This window comes from Chlorogloeopsis fritschii PCC 6912 (genome assembly GCF_000317285.1).
Classification (GTDB): domain Bacteria; phylum Cyanobacteriota; class Cyanobacteriia; order Cyanobacteriales; family Nostocaceae; genus Chlorogloeopsis; species Chlorogloeopsis fritschii.
In genome coordinates this window covers 104213-124635 of the sequence record NZ_AJLN01000107.1, presented here as the reverse complement: position 1 = coordinate 124635, position 20423 = coordinate 104213, and the positions used below count along the sequence as shown (strand labels likewise).

General features: G+C 39.4%; 20 protein-coding genes. 6 read left to right on the top strand and 14 right to left on the bottom strand.

From position 1 onward, the window contains the following. Positions 1 to 152 precede the first annotated feature (152 nt). A complete protein-coding gene (locus UYC_RS0122735) occupies positions 153 to 1532 on the bottom strand; it encodes a nicotinate phosphoribosyltransferase (protein WP_016875000.1) in 1380 nt (459 codons plus the stop codon). A gap of 669 nt (positions 1533 to 2201) precedes the next feature. Here UYC_RS0122735 and UYC_RS39065 point away from each other — a divergent pair. Further along, complete coding sequence (locus UYC_RS39065; protein ID WP_016875001.1) at positions 2202 to 2354, top strand: hypothetical protein; 153 nt, start codon at positions 2202 to 2204, stop codon at positions 2352 to 2354. A gap of 99 nt (positions 2355 to 2453) precedes the next feature. On the opposite strand, the gene UYC_RS0122725 is transcribed toward UYC_RS39065, so the two are convergent. The 3 genes from UYC_RS0122725 to UYC_RS0122715 form a co-directional block, all read right to left on the bottom strand. After that, positions 2454 to 4067 (bottom strand): hypothetical protein, encoded by a 1614-nt coding sequence (locus UYC_RS0122725; protein WP_016875002.1) that lies wholly within the window; start codon positions 4065 to 4067, stop codon positions 2454 to 2456. Between the two features lie 171 nt (positions 4068 to 4238). Continuing rightward, positions 4239 to 4850, bottom strand: a complete 612-nt coding sequence (locus tag UYC_RS0122720; RefSeq protein ID WP_016875003.1) for a hypothetical protein — start codon at positions 4848 to 4850, stop codon at positions 4239 to 4241. Between the two features lie 319 nt (positions 4851 to 5169). Then, positions 5170 to 5856: a hypothetical protein gene (locus UYC_RS0122715; protein WP_016875004.1), complete on the bottom strand. Its 687-nt coding sequence runs from the start codon at positions 5854 to 5856 to the stop codon at positions 5170 to 5172. A gap of 317 nt (positions 5857 to 6173) precedes the next feature. On the opposite strand from UYC_RS0122715, the gene UYC_RS37270 reads away from it, so the two are divergent. Next, positions 6174 to 6650, top strand: a complete 477-nt coding sequence (locus UYC_RS37270) for a hypothetical protein (RefSeq protein ID WP_085951650.1) — start codon at positions 6174 to 6176, stop codon at positions 6648 to 6650. A gap of 14 nt (positions 6651 to 6664) precedes the next feature. On the opposite strand, the gene UYC_RS0122710 is transcribed toward UYC_RS37270, so the two are convergent. After that, on the bottom strand, positions 6665 to 7369 hold the full coding sequence (locus UYC_RS0122710; RefSeq protein ID WP_016875005.1) for a diacylglycerol/polyprenol kinase family protein: 705 nt from the start codon (positions 7367 to 7369) through the stop codon (positions 6665 to 6667). A gap of 64 nt (positions 7370 to 7433) precedes the next feature. Between UYC_RS0122710 and yidD the strand changes: the two genes are divergently transcribed. Together yidD and UYC_RS0122705 are read left to right on the top strand one after the other, a co-directional pair. Continuing rightward, complete coding sequence (yidD, locus tag UYC_RS36770) at positions 7434 to 7673, top strand: membrane protein insertion efficiency factor YidD (RefSeq protein WP_071588442.1); 240 nt, start codon at positions 7434 to 7436, stop codon at positions 7671 to 7673. 952 nt (positions 7674 to 8625) lie between these two features. Then, a complete protein-coding gene (locus UYC_RS0122705) occupies positions 8626 to 8949 on the top strand; it encodes a slr1957 family protein (RefSeq protein WP_016875006.1) in 324 nt (107 codons plus the stop codon). A 66-nt stretch (positions 8950 to 9015) separates the two neighbouring features. Here the strand turns inward: UYC_RS0122705 and UYC_RS0122700 are convergent, their stop codons facing one another. Next, positions 9016 to 11115: a serine/threonine-protein kinase gene (locus UYC_RS0122700; RefSeq protein WP_016875007.1), complete on the bottom strand. Its 2100-nt coding sequence runs from the start codon at positions 11113 to 11115 to the stop codon at positions 9016 to 9018. A 321-nt stretch (positions 11116 to 11436) separates the two neighbouring features. Between UYC_RS0122700 and UYC_RS0122695 the strand changes: the two genes are divergently transcribed. Beyond that, on the top strand, positions 11437 to 12144 hold the full coding sequence (locus UYC_RS0122695) for a rhomboid family intramembrane serine protease (protein ID WP_016875008.1): 708 nt from the start codon (positions 11437 to 11439) through the stop codon (positions 12142 to 12144). A 9-nt stretch (positions 12145 to 12153) separates the two neighbouring features. Here UYC_RS0122695 and UYC_RS0122690 read toward each other — a convergent pair whose 3' ends face one another. From UYC_RS0122690 to UYC_RS0122655, 8 genes are all read right to left on the bottom strand, one after another. Next, complete coding sequence (locus UYC_RS0122690) at positions 12154 to 12960, bottom strand: methyltransferase domain-containing protein (protein ID WP_016875009.1); 807 nt, start codon at positions 12958 to 12960, stop codon at positions 12154 to 12156. Positions 12961 to 12997: 37 nt separating this feature from the next. After that, the gene (locus UYC_RS0122685) at positions 12998 to 14653 is read right to left on the bottom strand and encodes a tetratricopeptide repeat protein (RefSeq protein WP_016875010.1); all 1656 of its coding nucleotides are present in this window, start codon (positions 14651 to 14653) and stop codon (positions 12998 to 13000) included. A 391-nt stretch (positions 14654 to 15044) separates the two neighbouring features. Continuing rightward, complete coding sequence (locus UYC_RS0122680; RefSeq protein WP_016875011.1) at positions 15045 to 15245, bottom strand: hypothetical protein; 201 nt, start codon at positions 15243 to 15245, stop codon at positions 15045 to 15047. A 140-nt stretch (positions 15246 to 15385) separates the two neighbouring features. Then, complete coding sequence (locus UYC_RS0122675; RefSeq protein WP_016875012.1) at positions 15386 to 16126, bottom strand: Uma2 family endonuclease; 741 nt, start codon at positions 16124 to 16126, stop codon at positions 15386 to 15388. A 243-nt stretch (positions 16127 to 16369) separates the two neighbouring features. Then, positions 16370 to 16591 carry a hypothetical protein gene (locus UYC_RS0122670; protein ID WP_016875013.1) on the bottom strand — a complete coding sequence of 74 codons (222 nt, stop codon included), beginning with the start codon at positions 16589 to 16591 and terminating at the stop codon, positions 16370 to 16372. Positions 16592 to 16761: 170 nt separating this feature from the next. Further along, positions 16762 to 17547 carry a DUF4058 family protein gene (locus UYC_RS0122665; RefSeq protein ID WP_016875014.1) on the bottom strand — a complete coding sequence of 262 codons (786 nt, stop codon included), beginning with the start codon at positions 17545 to 17547 and terminating at the stop codon, positions 16762 to 16764. A gap of 104 nt (positions 17548 to 17651) precedes the next feature. Continuing rightward, positions 17652 to 18179 carry an SH3 domain-containing protein gene (locus tag UYC_RS0122660; protein ID WP_016875015.1) on the bottom strand — a complete coding sequence of 176 codons (528 nt, stop codon included), beginning with the start codon at positions 18177 to 18179 and terminating at the stop codon, positions 17652 to 17654. Between the two features lie 49 nt (positions 18180 to 18228). Then, positions 18229 to 19737: a UbiD family decarboxylase gene (locus tag UYC_RS0122655; protein WP_016879671.1), complete on the bottom strand. Its 1509-nt coding sequence runs from the start codon at positions 19735 to 19737 to the stop codon at positions 18229 to 18231. Positions 19738 to 19964: 227 nt separating this feature from the next. Between UYC_RS0122655 and UYC_RS0122650 the strand changes: the two genes are divergently transcribed. After that, entirely contained in the window at positions 19965 to 20342 is a 378-nt protein-coding gene (locus UYC_RS0122650; protein WP_016879670.1) for an S-layer homology domain-containing protein, read from the top strand. Positions 20343 to 20423 lie beyond the last annotated feature (81 nt).

Sequence of the window (20423 nt, the reverse complement as noted above, 5' to 3'; positions counted from 1 at the left end):
CGCGTCGAGTGCGACTGCCGTGCGGGTTTTGCTGATAATCTTGCCGTTCAAACTGATAATTTATCTTTTAAACCCGCCCGTACAGTAATTAGTAGAGACGCGATTAATCGCGTCTGTACAATTAGTAGTTGATTGCTATTAGCCATTAGCTATTAACCATTCACCAATACTGGTTTTTTGTGTGTTTTCTCAGTCAATTCTCGCAAGCGATCGGAAATTACCATCGGTACCGGAACAGGGTTATCTAAAAGTCGAGTTTCTTCGGGTAAACTTTTTACTGAGGCGGCAGTACGTTGTCGAATAGCCGTCAAAGTTTCAGGTGCTTGCATTCTTTTACCTGCTTGCATGAACAATTGCAATAAAGGTTGTTCTTCTAAAGAACTTTCGTCTGCCAATCCCAAACAATCTGCTTTCACCTTTTCTCCCACAAACGAACGAAATATCTGCTTGCGCCCTGGATAAGTCATCTTTCCACTCGACTCTTTCATGACGGAAATGCCATCAATTTCTACCAGTTTGTAAACTCCGTTTACGGGTTTTCCTGTTACTAATCGCGTTCCCACTCCATAGGCATCAATTTCGGCACTAGCGGCTTTTAGTCTTTGAATTTCTTGCTCGTCTAAATCACCACTGGCAACAATGGAAACACCAGGCAGAAGCGATCGCACTTGTTTTGACAAAGTTACTAAATCCCCAGAATCCAACCTAACTCCTGCTAATGTCATTTTTCCTGAGCCTACCTTTACAGCTAATCGTTCGGCAGCAGCGATGGTATCGTATGTATCTATTAACAATGGCGCACCAGGGTAATACCGATGAAATGCCTCAAATGCTTCGTCTTCACTACCTTCTATTGCTGCCAGTGCCATTACCAAAGCGTGTGCCATCGTACCACTTGGTTTTTCGCCCAGTTGTAGCGCTGCTAACACGTTTGATGTCGAATCAAAACCAGCTGCTAAGGCTGCTCGCGCTGCCCACAGTGAGGCTTGAGGACTAAATGCCCGTCTGGTGCCAAATTCTAGTAGCTGTGCTTGTTCACCTGCTACATCACGCATCCTGGCTGCTCGCGTGGCAATAAGAGTTTGGTAGTTCAGGGTATTTAGTAAATAAGTTTCCACTAACTGCGCTTGCCACAAAGGTGCTTCCACTCGCAATAAAGGCTGATTCGCAAAAACTGCTGTTCCCTCTGGTACAGCCCAAACATCCCCACTAAAACGTCCAGATTCCAAAATAGACCAAAAGCGATCGCTCACATGAGCAAAAATTCCCGTTGCCTGCAAAGCCCCAATTTGAGATGGGGTAAAGCGGAATTTTTCCAAATATGACAGCGCTTGTGTCAACCCCATCGCGATTAAATAACCAAAACCCTCCGGCAATTTTCTGACAAACAATTCAAAACTTGCCCGTCTTTGCTCTAAACCTTCACCCGTGTAACAAGCTGCCATTGTCAGCTGGTACAAATCGGTCAATAGGCTGTAATCATCCGCAGAGAGTGTCAATTCCTGGTTCTCCGTGCCTGGGAAACGTGTCATGCGATCGCGCCTTTTCCAGAATGCTTCTTTTATTTATGGTAGTTTTTACCATAAATAATGTCAACTCATAGGCAACAATTGTAGAAATAAGCTGAATTAAAGTCTTTTTACAGATATATTAATACAATTTTTACCCAATATTTAATTTTTTTTAATAGTTAGAATTAGCAATAGTTACGTTTCTTTGATAAAGGAAGAACTCAAAACGAGGCTTTCGTTTAATTTGTCCTTTGTGACTTTATATTTTGCACCAGCTTTTCATCCTGTTAATAAATAAATTTCTTCGCTGATAGCTTAAGTCAGATAAATGTGACTACAGTAGTCTTTGAGTTCGTTTTAACTGAAATTTTGCACTATTCTCAATAACAGTAAGGTGGGCACTGCCTAACCTTCCTAAAACCCTTATTTTGACGTTGTAGACAGTGCCCACCCTACCAAAATTGCAATCTAATCACCAATGACTAATGACTAATAACGAGATACTTAGCTCTGTTACAATTAGAATCAAAGGGAGAAGCTTGGCGTTTTTGACAAATTGAAGCTTTGCAAAACTCTATCAAAAAATATTGCGGAGAGTGTAAATATATTGAGACTTTGAGAAAGTTAAAAGCGTTAGAATTAAAGTATAGACATTCCCCTTGAAACAACTAAAAAATGGGAGTCTAAATTATGAGGGCTATCTCTAAACTTCTAGCTAGGCTTACCCAGTATATTACTGAAGCAGCAATTCGGATTTTTGGCCCCAGTGATGATGCGTATCCTAATACTGGAGTACAACCCTTTAGTGGCGATCCTTATAAAGAAAGAACAGCCAATTGGTAGATGAGATATAAAATTAAGTCAATTAAAATCAAAATTCGGTGGGAAAAAATACTAAATCCACCGATTTTTTTTACTGAACTACTAATTAATGATTAATTATTATTTTTCTACTGGGATATTAAGATTTCTTTTTCGCCCACCTAGCCAGCGAATAATTTTTTCAGCCCAACCATTAAAAAAATGTTCAGTGAGGGTGTCTTTTCCACCCCAAACGGGAATTCTGGCTCCAATTGTGGTAAAAAAGTCATATACAATAAATTGAGCTACTTTATCTTGATTTATTGCTGCTGAATAAATCATTTGACAGGGATAAGCCAGGGTACCAACGCTAGGAAGTAATCCGACTAAAAATGCAATCCAGGGTATTTCTTGACGCTTGCTTGCTGATTGTATAATTCTAAAAGAAGTATAGATAGTTCTATATATAGGCCCGTCGATAACTAACCAGGTTAGAGATACTATTTCATCGATGATTCCGACAGAATATAGTATTGGTATTAAGACATAGTCAAAGAATGTAATAAAGCCTTTAATACCAACATGAACGCCAAAATCGTTTAAATAATTACTAGCATTTTCACTATACAAATTAGCTGATAAATCAGTAGCTGCTTCAGAAGTTAACTGTTTTCTTTTTTGCCATTTTTTTATTCTTTTTTCTACATAAATTCTTGCCATCTTTAATCTATAGTGGTGAGAAAAAAGAAATTTCCAAAATTGTTGAAAAAAACTTTTAAATCTAACTTGCTTGAATTTATTAAATATTGTTTTTGGCAGAGCAATAAAAAGTGTTTTGTTAAACTGTAAAAATATTCTCATTAATTCTCGTCCGTACCAGCACAATCTATAACGAGAATACCAATAAGCTTGTTGTTGAGTGATATGACCTTTTTTGAGGTGATACTGAAGACTTCGATCAAATCTTTTTAGAGATTTCCATTTTTTTTGATGATGTTCTAAATAATTGATATATTCTAAAAGTTCTAGATACGCTTGATGTCCAAGTTTTTTTTCTAAAGCTAATTTATGCTTATCTATATATTGTTTTAATTGATTAATATCGACATCATCAAATAAAGGGCCACGATTTTTGAAAGATTGAGGTAAATAAAAGGAGAACAACGTTAGAATATTCAAAGGAAATAAAGCAGGAACCCCAGATTCCAAATCTATCCAAACAAAAAAATATTCTCCGGAAGTATCTTCTTGTAATAAAAAATTATTTAAAGCTGAGGGGCTACCTTTGCCAGCTTGCCATACCAAACCATCTAAACCTGCTTGAATCAAGTATTGTTGCAAAGGAATCATAATTGAGTGAACTAATTCTTGCAACTCGTAGCTTTGATGTTGATAAGGTTGGCGCAGGGCAACGTGTCTTCCCTGAATAAATTCTGTATCTAGTTGATATGCTTTGTATTCTTCATTCCATCCCCTGGAAATTGCATTTGCAACTTTTAGTTGAGAATCAAACCAAAATGGCACTAATTTAGTAATAATGTGGCGACGATAGTAAGCACAGTTTAATATATCTTCATTCCACACATAAGGATTAGGAACACCAAAGAAAAAATAATGAACTAAATTAGCTAATTTATCTTCAAAAAATATTTTTCTAGCAATATTATTTTCTGGAGTTTGAATCAGAAAAACTTGTCCGGAATGTCCTGCACCCAATAATTTTTTTACTGGGGAATGACGCCGTAAATAGAGCATAAAGCACCTCGATTTTCATGCAAATTAGGCAAATATCATCTCTAGCAATTGTTTCTCCAAAGAATTGCTATGATACCTATCGCTGTTGGTAATAAAAATTCTGTAATTTTTTTCTTTAATTATTGCTATTAAAAGTGACGCAAAAGTGACGAGTAAAAAATTAATTCTAAATTACTGATGATCCCATTCAAATTCTGCCAACATCAGCAAGCAAAGCACCATAACAGCACCTGTATAAATAAATTGCCATTCAGTGAAAAAAGGTAAGAAAAAAATTCCCAAAAGGTGAATTATGCCTGTGACTATTAGGGTACGCGATCGCACGCCCAAACCAGTACACAAATATCCTAGAGCGCTTAAACCTAACCATAATGGACATAGGTTTATTAGCACTTCTGTCCAACCGAAGAAAACACCCAAATCAGTTAATATCACTCCAAGCAGCATTAACGCCACCCAGCAATACAATACCCAGTTAACCTGTCTGCGCTGAACCCAGTATTGAGTCAAAATCACCATGATTGCAGTCCCAATAATACTGAGAATTGACCATACAGTAGCTTGTAAATCCCAACTCACAGGTAGAAATTGGGCTGTTGCAAACATGGGTACAAGTAATAAAGCCCAAAGTATAAAAGCTCGATCTAGACGGGTATAGTAAGTTGAATAAATTTTCACTTTGCCAATTCGCCAGTCAACTTGCCAAGATCCTTCTAGCTCGTGAATGTCTAGAACTGCTTGTTTGCGACGTAGTGGCGGTACAGAATTATTAAAGAAGTTCATTTGATCGTTGCTGATTTTAAGAAAATTTAAGCTTTTAAGCTTGAAAAATGTCGTATTTATCTTTTATCTATAAGTCAGCAACGTCGTATTGCTACTCTGCCTTTAGCATTGGTTTTAGTTAATTTATACTAAATCTTGCGGCATAATTATGTTATTTTTTTTACATTCGCTTAAAAAGAATGATTGTAGTGAGCACAAAGCGCGCTTACTACGAACTGTGTGCAGTTCTAAGAATTATTAAGTACCTATACAAATTTAATGACAAATTCTCTTTACTGTTTCCTGTTCCCTGTCCCCTATTCCCTTATAAGAAATATCTCTATAAATTGCGATATTGATACTGTTGTTGATTAAATTGCTTTTGCTCTGGTGTTAAGACATCGTAATCAGTTGGCGGGCGCATATCCCACTGCCATTCAGCCAACATTAGTAAGCTACTTGCCATGACAACACCAGTAGTAAGAAACTGCCAACCGCCACAGTAGGGTAAAACAGCAATACCAGTCAAATGAATTACAGCCATCACTAAAAATGTGTGCGATCGCACTGCCAAAGCTGTAAACAAGTAGCCAATAGCACTTAATCCCAACCACAAAGGACACAAGTGCATTAATACTTCAACCCAGCCAAAAAAAATGCCCATATCAGTGAGGGCAACACCTCCTAGCATTAAAATCACCCAGCAATACAACAGCCAACGCAGCTTTTCTACACTTACCCAAAACCATGTAAAAAAAATCATAATTATGGTACTGGCAAGGGTAAGAATTGACCAGAAAATGGCTTGAGTGTACCAGCTAATTGGTAAAAATTGAGCTGTAATAAAAATTCCAGCGCTGGCAATACCCCACAGGATAAATACCTGATCTATACGGGTGTAAAAACCAGACCATAATCTAAAGTTACCGATTTTCCAATTGATATGCAAAAGGCCTTGTAAATCTTGAAAATCTAACTCTTGTTGTTTTTCGCGTAGCAGTGGTTGAGATAAGGGTAGAAAAGTCATCCAGCAATATTTAACTTTAACTATTTAATAGTTTTTACTCAGTCAGTGTAAACTTATGTAAAATCTTAACAAATAATTAAAGTTTCTCAGAAAGCAAATTAGCGATCGCTAAGAACTCTCTTGCAGATGCGCTTCATGGTAATTGTTTTCTTACAGTACAGGTGGAATCTAAAACTAGCCATTTTCTGGTATTGGCTATGAACTGCGTAAGCTCCAAAAATAACAAGGCAAAATATCAAATCTTGCAGAAAAAAGAAGCAAGTTTGAAATTAATGCCTTATTAAAGCCAAAAACCGAGAAATTAGGAGCGCCAATTCATGTTTTGGAAGTTCGTGGTTAGTGCTTTAGTATTGCCACTGAGTCTGGGATTAGAGGTAGCGGCTGCATCTGTAACCGGATCTGTAAAAGATGAAGCTCTTACTCAATCCTCTATTCAGCTACAGGCACATCAAGGTTCAGTTAATCCCATCCTTTCAGAGCAACAAGCCAATCCGGGAGAACTGAAGACAACAGACGAAAACAATTACCAAATTAGTCACCATCGGCGACACTACAGACGACGCTATTACAGACGATACCACTACAGACCACGCCACTATAGAAGGCATTACTACAGACGGCATTACTACAGGCGGCACTACCATAGACCATATTATCGAGGTGTTTATTATCGTAATTGCCCGAATAACCACTATTATCGACGCGCACGTTACCGGAGAGTTTATCGCCACGGAGTTGGTTACCCCTACTATTACAATGGCAACTATCGCAGACACTACTACTACCACAGATAGTTAGCGATCGCGTCTTAACCAGCCATTAACTGGGTTAATACAAAAGCCAGGGCTGCGCTACCCAATGGAACTGTGAGATTGTCAATACCCAAAAAAGAAAAAGTTTCTAAGCCAGTAGCAACCAAAGCTACGACTAAAGAGATAATCCAAGTTTGCCAGAGGTTACCTTGAGTGCTAAGTAAAATCAAACTAATAATCAGATAACTCACTAAAGCCATTGTCAAGGAGCCTTCCCAGCTTTTTTGTCCTCCCAAGACTTTATACTTGTGTTTGCCAAATCGTTGTCCAATCAGTGCAGCCAATCCGTCTCCCCATGTCATTACCAAAATGCCTATTACGGCATAGTAAGGTTGTTGTATGTGCCAAAACCAAGCAATTAAAATACCCACACTTACAGCATAAAAGAAAGTCCCAAAGCTGCGGCGACCGACACTGTTAATACCGGGGAGGATGGGAAAGCGGTAAGACAATAAAGTCACGGCACTCGCTACAATTGAAGCTGTAATACCCACAATTGCCGGAATATGCAGCCACCAGGCTAGCAAAATCACATTCCCAGTGCCAATATGCACTATCTTCCGCACAATCTCTGGATCTGTTTTGACAAAGCGATGAACTCCCCAGGCACTCAAAATAACCAGGGAGAGCCAAGCGGCAACACTGGCAAGTTGCAGCCACGCAGGAATTGACTCTAAATTAGAGGAAAACAAAATTAGCAACAGTTAAAGATACAGCTAGAAAATTTTGACCTTTAATCTCAATTTATTAGAAAAACGTGACTTGATGAAAATATTATTGATTTGGTTAATTCGATTTTACCGAATTTTTATCTCGCCCATGTTTCTGCCGACGTGTCGCTTTCAACCTACTTGTTCTGCGTATGCCCTTGAAGCAATCGAAAGATTTGGGGTGTGGCGTGGCTCGTGGTTAGCAATAAGACGTATCTTACGCTGTCATCCATTTCATCCTGGTGGTTACGATCCAGTACCAGAAATAACAGAACAAACAAAACACCATTGCTGATTTGAGATCAGTCCGATCACTACTATAAAAATTTTGTCAAAAACTATACTAAAGTCTTTTGATGTGGTATTGATCTAGCAACACCCTCACTTTAGGCTGAACCTGTGGGCTTCTACTGGAAACTCGCAGGTTTTTCCATACTAATACATCTGTTTTTGCCAGTTTATTTAGGCTTGATGCAAAATATCTCCCAAATACTCTTTCCTCCGTTTCCTCTGCTGTTTATTATCTATAACTAGTGCCTAAGTCCTGTTTCTCTAAAATATCCTTCTATAGCATGGTTAAACTTGCTTGAGTGTATATGTATATTGATTGAACAAACAAGTAAAAGTAGAGTGAGACGGAGTAATTATGCCTAAAGATAGGTAGATAGACATAATTAAACATCAAATGCTTATTCCCAAAAACTATAAAGAATAAGCTTTTAACTTTTACTTAACAAAATACACTAAAAATGCACAGCAGATTAGCAGCATTAAATTAGATGCATTTCACATTTATTGAAAATGTTATTGCTTGTAAACAAGTAAAGAATTATTTATTTTTCTCTTTTTTTAGCTTATTAATCCTTAGTTCGTAATTCCAGCTTACGGAAATCCGAACCTTTACCCGTCTACGGAAAATTGTTGCGTTTGTATATTTAATCTTTGCCTGAGATTGATTGAGAGTATTAGCTCTCTGATTTGTTGCAAAACCTTTATCTAAAATCTCCTAAGTAAAGTTTATTTTCATTCACTGCGAGAATAATCAAAATGCTGTTAGTCTGTTAATTAAGAAAAAAGCTATTCAAGAGTTATTACAAGTATATTTTCAACTTAACAAATGTTAACAATTAGCTCTAAATTGCTAGTTTTCAAGAGATTGATGACTTATCGGAATTAACGAGCAGATTTATATTAATTAGTTCTCAAAAAATATGCGAAACCTTCTGAATCGAATTGGCAACATGAATATGAAACATTACTGTGATGCATGGATTGAAGAATGGTGCCAAGAAAATGGCTGGACAGATTTATTTATTGAGCGCTGTAATAGTTACTGGGCTTTTCCACCAGGAGCAGTGATGCCAGAGCCGATTCCGACGCAAGTTCTCAGGGTTATTAAAGCAGAAAAGGGATTAACTTTAGAGGAGCGTTATTGGTCATTTACAGCTGTAATAGCAACAATGATAGCGGCTGTTGTCACATATTGGCTGAAATGTCCGATTCCATTAGTTGCAGCTTTTGCTTTTAATGCTGTGACAGTGGCTCAACTAGAGGTTGAGGATGCTTATTAAAAGGGCAGAAGGGGTAGGTTTCACATCAAAGAAGGTGTTGCGTCGCAGCACCTTCTTTTGCTATGGCTAACGTATAGGTTTTGGCAGAATAAATGTATTTTGTTTTTCGGGTGGCAACAGACTTTGAGTTTGATCGCGGGCTTGGATTGCTTGCTGGTAGTCTGGCTTGAGTTTGATTGCTTGATTGTAAGAGGCGATCGCTTCAGGGTAGCGTTGTAAACTCACTAGGGCATTGCCTTTAGAAAACCAGCTTTCATGGTGATTTGGCTTGTAGCGCACTGCCCGGTTGTACGAGGCGATGGCTTCTTCATATTTTTGTAAATTATAGAGTGAGTTTCCTCGGTTGTACCATACGAGATAGTCATTGCGTTTTAATTCAGTCGCCTGATTATAAGACTCAATAGCTTCCTCATAGCGTTGCATTTGATGTAATGACCAGCCCCTACCATACCATGCTTCAAAATTGTTAGGACTATATTTAATTACTTGATTAAATGATTCCAAAGCTTCAGGGTAGCGTTGTAAAGTTATTAGGATATTGCTCCTAGATAACCCTGCTTGAGTATAATTTGGCTGAGATTGTACCGCTTTGTCATAAGCTATAAATGCATCTTGGTAGCGTCGCAAATTTACTAAAGCGTTGCCCCGGTTATACCATGCTTCTGCATAGCTGGGTTTAATTTCTAAAACTTTGTCGTATGCAGCGATCGCATCTTCGTACCTTTTTAAATTACGTAGCGCTAAAGCCTTATTATACCAAGCTTCATCGTTATCTTTATGCAAATTAATCGCTTGCCCATAAGCCTGAATTGCTTCATCGTATTGCTTTAAATTACTGAGAACTTCTCCTTTCGCATTCCAAACTTGTGGAGATTTGTTATCTAATTCCAAAGCTTTATCAAAGGAAGCAATTGCTTCTTGGTTACGCTGCAAACTCTTTAATACAAAACCTCTACCTATCCAAGCTTCTAAATAATCTGGCTGAAGTTGAATAGCTTTGTCATAAGCCGTTAGTGCCGCTTTATATTCTTTCAATTGAAACAGCACTTTGCCTTGCCCATTCCAAGCTTCAGCATAATCTGGTCTAATTTTTACTGCTTTTTCATAATTAGATAAAGCATCTTGATAGCGCTGTAAATCATATAAAGTATTAGCTTGCTTATATAATTCTGTAGAGTTAACAGAATTGATAGTATAAACAGCGTAGATAGATGCTGCTGTCACTAATCCCACCAAAAATACTGCACTGAAAATTTTGATAACTATATTTTGTTTGCGTTTATTAATTTGGATTGGATTTTGATTTAATAGGCGAGTATGTAATGTAATTGTTTGAGAAATGGGATTATGCAAATCTTTAAGAGCTTGTAAAGCTTCCGTTGCCGAAGGGTAGCGTTGGCGAAAGTCATAGCGCACCAGCTTATCTATAAAATTTGCAAGTTCATGGCTGACTTGGGCTTGATTTTGCCAAATAATTTCATTCGTATCCGTATCTTTTTCTAGTTGATCGGGAGATAAACCAGTGAGAGCTTGAATGCCAATGATCCCGACTGCATAGATATCGCTGCTGTACTTAGGGTTGCCTTGAGCTTGTTCGCCAGGAATATACCCAGGAGTACCAATCGCAACAGTAAATTTGGTTTTACCATTGAGGCTAATCACCTGAGTCGTGATTTCTTTCACTGCCCCAAAATCAATTAAAAATAACTTGCCATCTTGCTTGCGTCTCAGTAAATTATAGGGATTAATATCGCGGTGGATCACCTTTTGTCGATGAACAAAGTCTAAGATTTGCAAAATTTCTTGCAGCAGAGATATTACTTGCTCTTGACTAAAAGTTTTGCCTGGTGTTATCTCTTGGCTAAGATCGTGACCTTCAATGAATTCCTGAACTAGATAAAATTCTTCTTTTTCCTCAAAGTACGCCAAAAGTTGAGGAATTTGTTCATGTGTCCCTAATTTATACAGAACTTGGGCTTCCGTATCAAATAAACGTCTGGCTGTTTGCAATGTGACTGGATCTGTTGTTTGGAGTTTAAGCTTCTTAACAACACATTGAGGATTGCCAGGTAATTGAGTGTCACAAGCAACATAAGTTTCACCAAATCCCCCTCCTCCCAAGTGCTTAAGAATTTGGTATCGTCCAACAAGTATGTTTCCCAGCATCTGGCTTGTCTAGTTGAATAGATTACAATCTGATTCCGATCTTGCCACAGTTCAATGACAGGAGCACCAGGAGCACCAGGAGCAGGGGAGATGAGGAGAGTGAGGGAATAACTACTAACTACTGTACGGGCGGGTTTAGAAGATAAATTGTCGGTTTTAACCGTTCATATCATCAGCAAAACCCGCACGGCAGTCGCACTCGACGCGCTTAACCCGACGCCAGGTGCTACAACGGGGGAAACCCCCGCAACGCACTGGCTCCGCAAGGGCGCGCTGCCTCCCCTACTAAACAAATGACTAATGACAAATGACTAAATCTCAATGATTCCTATTAGCGATAACATTTTTATTTTTACGCGCAGAAAACCGATTGCTGTTTACTGTCTGATTGGTATTAATATTGCTTTTTTTTTATGGGAACTGAAGCTAGAAATTGGTGGTGAATTAGGTAATTTCATTCATAGTTGGGGTTTAATTCCAGCACAGATCAGTGAGGCGATCGCATATGTAAAATCTGGTAACTTTGCTGCTGGATTATTTGTAATCTCACGTTCTACTTCACTATTATCAGCAATGTTTCTCCACGGTAGTTTTAGTCAAATTTTGGCAAATTTGATATTTTTGTGGGTTTTTGGCAAAAACTTAAATAATATCCTTGGACAGGTCAAATTTTTAGGACTTTACTTGATTGGTGGCATCTTGACACAGTTAGTTCAAATTCTTGTTAATCCTAGCTTGACAGTACCACTGATTGGAGCAAATGGCGCGATCGCATCAATTTTAGGTGCTTATGTCTTCAAGTTTCCTAAGGTGAAAATTGACACTGTGTTGCCACTCCTCGTTATATTTATACCTATGCAAATACCAGCAATTTACTATATATTTTGGTGGTTCGTACAACAGTTATCTTATGGCGTTGGTAGTTTAAATATTCCTGGTGGCGTTAACCCGCATAGCATTAATTATTGGGCGCATGGTGTAGGGTTAGCGATCGGTGCAGTTGGGATGCGATTATTACAAAGACGTTAACTACAACTCTTATTTCCGCGCCCAAATCTGTGTTACACGAGGGATACCAAATACTGTGTTTTCACCAGTAGCTAAAGTCTTAATTTGGGCAACCATCTTGTCAATCTCCTCGCGTGTTGTTAGCCCAGCTTCGATAAAAGCATCAGCTGCTTCTGACAGTGTCAAATCAACTAAACGTTTTTCTTCCCCACGTATAATAGTGGGTTGATACATGGAAACTTCTGATACAGTCAACCCTACTTCTTGAAAAATTCGGTATAACCGAATTCCCATACGAAAGTTCTGATTGCGAATATCGCTAAGAGCCAAAAAAAGCTCGAAACGGCGATTGTAAGCAGGAGAAGGCGGATCGCAGAAAACACAGCTGAAGTCTGCTTCTTCGCACACAAGCACTCCATTTGGTTTGAGAAGCGATCGCATTTCATCCACTGCATCAGCTGGGCGAGTTAGATGCATTAGCAAAAAGCGGCAGTAAACTAAATCAAAAGAGTTATAAGGTAATCCAGTTTTGTAAGCGCTGGCTTCAACAAATTTGATGTTATTCAAAGTGAGAGCTTCTGCATTGCGTTGTGCCTGTTGTAACTGTGCAGAGCTACTATCTACGCTGAGTACTAAACCGCTAGAACCAACTTGCTGGGCAAGCCAGTTGGAGACATTTCCAGTACCGCAACCAATATCAGCTACCTGCATTCCTTGCCTTAATCCCACTCTCCCAAGTAGGAATTCTGTATGGGGCATATGGATTCTGTTCAGAATTTCCAGCCGATACGCGCCTAATTCCCCAGTGGCAAGTGTGTAGCGATCATCCTGTGTCATTTTGTCACCCAAGTTATTACAAGTTGTGACTTCGACTTTAAAATTTTAAAACATCTAACGATTCTTCAATTTCTAACTCTAAAATTATTTCACGTGCTTTTTTTTGTCCTGCTAAATTCCCTTCTCGACGATAAATTTCTGCTGCTTGCCGAAAATTCTCAATCGCTGCTTGCTTATTTCCTAAATTATAAAAAGCGTTGCCGCGATTGAAATAAGCATCAGCATCTTTGGAGTTAATATTTATTGCTTGGGTGTAATCGGCGATCGCTCCCTCATCATCTCCCAATTCATAGCGAGTATTGCCACGATTGAAATAAGCATCAGCATCGTTGGAGTTAATATTTATTGCTTGGGTGTAATCAGCGATCGCTCCTTCGTAGTCTCCTAAGTCAGCGCGAAGATTAGCACGCTTTTTATAAGCATCGCCATCATTACAGAGAATCTCAGTTTCTTGATACAAAACTTCAACTGCTCCTTGATAATTTCCTATGGGAGCAGGAAAGTTATGATTTTGGGAATTTGTAGAATCATCATGAGGATAAATTCTTCTTGCTTGAGTGTAATCCTCAATAGCTCCTTGACGATCTCCAATAAAATAACGCACATCAGCACGGTTTATGTACACCTTAGCGTTATTGGGATTAATTCTAATTGCTTGCGTGTAATCGGCGATCGCTCCTTCATAATCTCCTAGTTGGTAGCGTGCCAATCCACTTTGGTTGTAAGCTTTAACATAATTAGGATTAATCACGATCGCCTGAGTATAATCAGGAATTGCTCCTTCGTAATCTCCTAACTGATAACGTGCCAATCCACGTTTGTAATATGTCTCAGCACAGTTAGGGTTAAGTTGTAATGCTTCGTTATAATGAGTAATTGCTGCTTCATACTGTCCTTTTTCACAGCATTCATCACCCAATTTTACGTAAATTCCATTTAAATCTTCACCCTGATAATGTAAATGCTTATTTGCAATTGGAGAGGAGGAAGGTTTTATGAAGTGTTTAATAGGTGATTTAGAAACTGACTCTGATCTAATTTTATATTTATCAATAATGAGATTATTTTCTTGAGCGGGATTGTAATTTATAGAAGATTGTAACTGTTCGAGATAACACCGTAAACCACCACCGTAGAGCAATTGTTCGATCCCAAAAGAGATTCTACCAGTTTTGAGCTTAATCATTTGAGTGGGGAGAAAACCAGCCAAGAAAAGGTGATATTCCGGTTGTGCTTCATTCACTTCTTCTTGAATCAAAATGCAGACTACAACTGCATTTTTTTCAACTTCTTCTGAGCTAATTGACCATCTGACTCTATCAATATTACCACAACGAGATTTAACCTCAACTCCAATTGATGAATCCGCAGTCAGCGTAAAATCTATTTTGCCATCTCCGCCAAATCGTTTTTCATAATCTACTTCCGTAATAAAATCAGCTAAACGTTCTTTAACAACTTCTTCTCCTAATTTTCCTTTCAGATAGTTGAGAAAAACATCACGAACTGGCAAAACGCGTTTATATTTTTCAGCCATCTGCCAGCAAAATTCTCGTAGTACTCTTAATCTTTCTCCAGAAATTATTGTTAATTCACTATACTGACCTTCGATTTCACAATGCAGCAGACAACCTGATGTTAACCTTTTGATGAAGTCAGATTGAAGCGATCGCAGTACGTTGATCCAGTCCATTTATTATTTCTGCGAATCTTTTGATCAGGTGATTTTATCAATATATCAAATTAATTCAATTTCAGATTGCAAATATAAAACCACACTGCGATCGCGGTGTGGTGAAGTATAGTGTAACGCTTATGATAATTGTGAGTGAAATTCTAACGATGAGCGCGTAGTGTTATCGAAAACTACGAAGCCGACAGACAAAATTTTGGCTATCACGCAGATATAGCTTTGATGACAGCCTCAAGAATAAATTATTGACACTTAAAACTAATCTTGGACTATAGCCTTTGCATCTTTTTTGTAGTACCGCACAAAAAACGCTCTTTTCTAACACTGCTAACTAGTCCAAGATAAACAATGACGGAATATTTACCGTTCTATTAACTATTAAGTCTTTGCTTTATCTTAGTAATCTTGTTACCCTAACATCATATTCAGTGCCTCTTGGATGGTCACTTTTAGCCTGGATAAATGCCATACCATCAGCTTTTTCTTTTGTCTCTGCGTCGATCTCGTAACGTGTCGTTCCGCGTTGAAAGGAATTGCTTACCTGGTCAGAAAATTCTTTGATATCAACAAACACCTCGTAAGTGTGAACCATTTTGGAACCTCCTCGTGCTTGATGCACGAACGATGGAAATAGTCTCTAGTTGTATCTAGTGTATTAACATAAATAAGTCCAAATCTCACAGAAACACAATTCTTCTTAGACAATCACAATTCTTTATAATTTTGTTGCATTTAAACATCTGGTTCTATTCCCAAAGCTCTCAGTTGTGCAGCCAAAGCATCAGCGCGTTGTTGAGCTAATTCTTTCTGCTGGCGTTCAGACTCGGCTTGTTGTTGGGCTAATTCTTTCTGTTGGCGTTCAAATTCTGCCACTTCTAAAGGTGTAGGAAGGATTTGTCCCTCTGCGGTAAACAAACGCAGCTTACGTTCGTAGATACCCAAGTACAACTGCAACTGCTGACTCCACAACCATCCTTGGGGTAATGGTTCCAACTGTTGGTATTGTCCATCAACTATGTGGAACCCATTAAATTCTAAAGTTTCTGGATCAAACCAGAAATAATCTGGGGTGCGAAGAACATCTTGATAAATTTGCTTTTTTAATCCCTTATCTACATCAGCAGTACTCTCAGAGAGAATTTCCACAATCACATTCGGAGTTTTGCCTCCTTCTCCCCAAACTACCCAGCTTCTGCGCGGTTTGCGTTCAGTTCCCAGCACTACAAAAAAATCTGGCCCTCGGAAGTCCCGCGATTTAAGTTGGTCTTGATTATAATAAATTGTTAAGTTGCCGCTAGCGTAGAAATCATTGCGGTTTTGCCAAAAGCATTCCAGGGAGTCTATCAACAGCTGCATTTGCTGTCGGTGCAAATCACTTTCCAAAGGCGGTTCATCACTCCATAAATCTGTGGGTGGAATGATAATATCTTCGCCGATATCTTCTGGGATCTCAAAATCTCTAGCAAGGGACATGGCTGCTGGGTGATTAATCTGCGTTGCTGCTATGAGTTTATCCTAAATAAATTATCGGCATTGCTGATTAAAAATGTGAATTTGTCTCACGCAGAGGAGCCACTGCGGTGGACGGGTTTCCCGGCATAAAGCAAGTGGCGTCCGCAGAGTCGCAGAGAGTAAGAGTTTTAAATGCCTGATTTTTAAATTTCATACCTCTATTCAGCAACGCCAAATTATCTATTCACCCAACCCTGTTCCCTCTTAATGATAAATCTGTCGGAGTTCTTCTAGAGTATTCACGGTTTTGATACTGGTGAGAATCACCCTTAATATATCCACGTCCTGTATCTGAGAAATTTCTGGTAATATTGTTAGTCCTTCGCTGCCAAATTTTAGCTCCAATCCCATTGCAATGCCTTCCAGTAACCCTTCCCTCATGCCTTTTTGAATGCTTCTTCTTTCTACGCTGCTAATATACGGCATTTTCTTTTCCTCCTCATATTGAGTCACTTCCGGATTTACATCAGATTAGTGGGTGGTAAAAGTCTGATTATGCCAGAGTTTTGAGGAGTTGGGGAGGAGTGCGATCGCGCTAAAAGTATTCAAAGGAGCCTATTAAAAGCAAAAATCCCAAATTTAATTTGTCGGTTAAACTACCTCAATCCCTTTTCTCGCAACAGTGCATCAGCCCAAACCGCATCTTGTTCTGACAACGCTGGCACAGCTTCTTGACTGTAATCTACCACCAAATCATAACCAGATACGTCATATACTTCATTTAATAATGCCTGCAAATCTATAACTGGTTCATTATCTCCAGAACGTAAAGGTAGAGGAAAGTTCGGAATTGCGTCTTGTAAATTAAAAGCATATAAATCAGCATAAGGACGTCTATCACCCCGACAAACTAAAATCCGATAATGACTGACAATTCCATTATCAAAAAACGGCATTGGTTCGCCTTTACGTAGCAAATCAATTTCAACCAAATTAGTGCGGCTTCCTAATACCTGTTCGCGCTTTTCCTCATACATCTGTCGTCCTTTTCCAGTACGCTTATTACTAGGAGAAAGAATTTCAATAGTAGTAATTAATGCTTCTGTTCCTACTTCTCTTACCTCTAAATAACCTTCTCTGATTGTTAAAGGCATAGGAATTGTAACCCTCATGGGTTGTTTTGTTGGTGCAGCAATTGCCACATTTGTTGTTTTCTCATCTGTTGTAGTCTGCCGACTTTTGACTGTCACATCAGGAATACCAACAAGCAGAGAATTTTCATCGGTTGTTTCATACATTCGCACTTCTACTGCAACGCGATATTTAGGGCGCAATTGCGGAGACAAAAACCTTGCAATTTCAATAATTAGCCAGTGATGTAATCCTGGAAATAATTCAGGATGTTCTAAATAAGGGTTCATTCCTGGAAATGGAGAAGGCATAAAAGTATCTCCCTGAAACACTCTCTTGTTAGTTCTTCTGCATCTCTATAGTTATTTTCTCTCTCTTACCCCCTCTCATGTCGAACAACAGTGGGAGGTGTAATTCAAGAACAACTAGTCAGCGCAGCACCACATTGATCTTCCCTTGCCAACCAACCTTTAATACCTTGATACTCTACTTTCGCCCATTCTCCCTGACAGCCTAACAATTTAACATTCACATTCACAGGAACTCTTGCCAATTTCTTGCTTTTGCGATCGCTACTAGCGTAAAGATTCACACCATCACTACCATAACCCTGCACTGATATGCCCAACGTCGGCAAATAAACCCATCCCGTTCCTTTAAAACCGCCACTCGCATTAGTTATCTGCACCCATTTTCCTAAAACAGCGATGATTTGTACTGTCTCATAGGTGGGTATTTTTCCCAAAATTTTGTCAGCGGGATTTGCACCACTCCGCACTTTTAAACCTTGCGGATCTTGATGAATGATGTAGGCGTAAATATTGCACTTTTGTTGTTTGATTGTTTTAGCTAAAACACTGCCATTACCAATTCCAGTATTAACAAGCACGCTAATACAACAAAATGTCAATCCCACTAGTAGATTGGATGCTCGATTTGCCACAAATTTTCTCCATTCTTTTTGACACCAGCTATAGCGCTGGTGTCTGATTTTACCTCACATCGTATCCAAACAAATTCGGATCAACTTCTCCCAACTGCAAATCAGCCAAACCATATTCTGCCCATCTTTTCTCAACCATCTGTGCCACTTGCGGATCTGACTCTAGGGGCGCACCCCATTCATGTTCGGTTTCTGGCGGAATTTTGGTAGTGGCATCAATTCCCATCCGCCCGCCCAAACCAATTTTCTCGCTGGCAAAATCTAAACTATCAAAGGGGGTGTTTGGCAGAATAAACACGTCTCGTGTGGGATCGACTTTAGAACTAATTGCCCACACTACTTGACGCGGATCTCTGATATTAATATTTTTATCTACAACAATCACAAACTTGGTGTAGGTAAACTGCGGTAATGCACTCCAAAAAGCCAAAGCCGCCCGTCGTGCTTGCCCTGGATAGGCTTTATCAATAGATATAATTGCCGCTTTGTAACTCAAAGCTTCCATTGGCAAGAAGAAATCGACTATTTCTGAAACTTGTTGTCGCAGAATAGGAGTGTAGATCCGATTGAGAGCGATCGCCATCATTGCTTCTTCTTTGGGTGGGCGTCCGCTAAATGTGGTTAAATAAATCGGATCTTTGCGGTGTGTGATGCAGTGGAAACGAATCAAAGGCGAATCTTCTACACCGCCGTAATATCCCATATGATCGCCAAATGGCCCGTCTGGCAATACTTCTGTTGGAGTAATTGTTCCTTCGAGGACAATTTCCGAATCTGCGGGAACTTCCAAATCTACGGTTTTGCACTTTGCCAGCTGCACGCCGGAACCGCCATAAAGCCCAGCAAATAGCCATTCTGATAAATCTACCGGAATCGGTGTCGCCGCAGCCATGATAATTAAGGGATCTACACCGAGAGCGATCGCTACTTCTAATTTTTTGCCACGTTCGGCTGCTTTGCGTAAATGCCTTGCCCCACCCCGCACTGATAACCAGTGAACAGTCATTGTATTTTGAGATTGTAGTTGTAAACGATACACACCTACATTTGGCGTTCCTGTCTCGCAATCCTTTGTAATTACTAAACCTAGCGTGATAATCTTGCCAGCGTCACCGTAATATGGTCGTATCAAAGGTAACTTATTCAAATCTAAATCTTCACCTTGAATCACCACTTGCTGACAAGCAGGGAAAAAATCCCGCCCTGGTTTCGCTTTCAGCACGTCAAACAGCACCTTACCAAAATCAATCGCCTGGGAAATTTTCTTTGGTGGTTTTGGTTGCTGGAGCAGCGCCAACTTCTTCCCTAGTTCCTCCAACTCCTGGGGATGCTGCATATTCATCGCCCAGCAGATCCTCTCCACCGTTCCCATCAGGTTAATTGCCACAGGTATAGATGAACCTTTGACATTTTCAAATAGTAAGGCCGGGCCACCTTTTTGCAGCATTCGGTTAGAAATTTCGGCAATTTCTAAATTTGGATCGACGGATGCTGTAATTCGCCGTAATTGCCCCTTTTCTTCCAGAAGTTTAATAAATCCGCGTAAATCTCTTGCCATTGTGTTAGACAATATAAATCTTTAAGAACTGTGAAGCGCTTTTTATATTATCCGTTAAAGAAGGCAGAAGTACGTAGGCAAGTCAGACTCCCACGGGCAAATAACCCATAACGAGGCGATGAAAATCTCTTTCCCTGTACCCTGTCACCTATCCCCTGTCCCCTATTTTCAAGACAGAATGTTAATTAAGTTAAGGTAAAAATAAATGGCTTGGCAGTTCTCCAACAATGTCCAAATTTACACTGCTCCCAACCTGCATCAATTCTGCCGCTCTGGTAACCACTTTAGCGCTGGCAACAATTTTCTATCCAGCAAGAACACTGTCACAAACACCAAATAACGAGGGTGATGCTACTCCTCAAACAGGTTGCCTGTCTGGATATTCTGATGGTACATATCGCGGCTCCCGCCCGGTTACTCGCTATGAATTTGCTGCGGGACTAAATGCTTGCTTAAATCAAGTGGATAAACTTCTTCCCCCGCATCGAGAGAACTTGGCGACGAAAAAAGATTTTGAAGTTTTAATCCAACGGCAGAAGGAATTGAACGAACAACTGCGTGGACTCAATCAGCGAGTTGATAGAATCTCACCCGCAAAAAAATAATCTTATCTTGATCCAAAGAAATTTGAGAGCGATCGCTTTAACCGCCAATTTTATACCTATTGGATGGTGACGAAAAGTTTT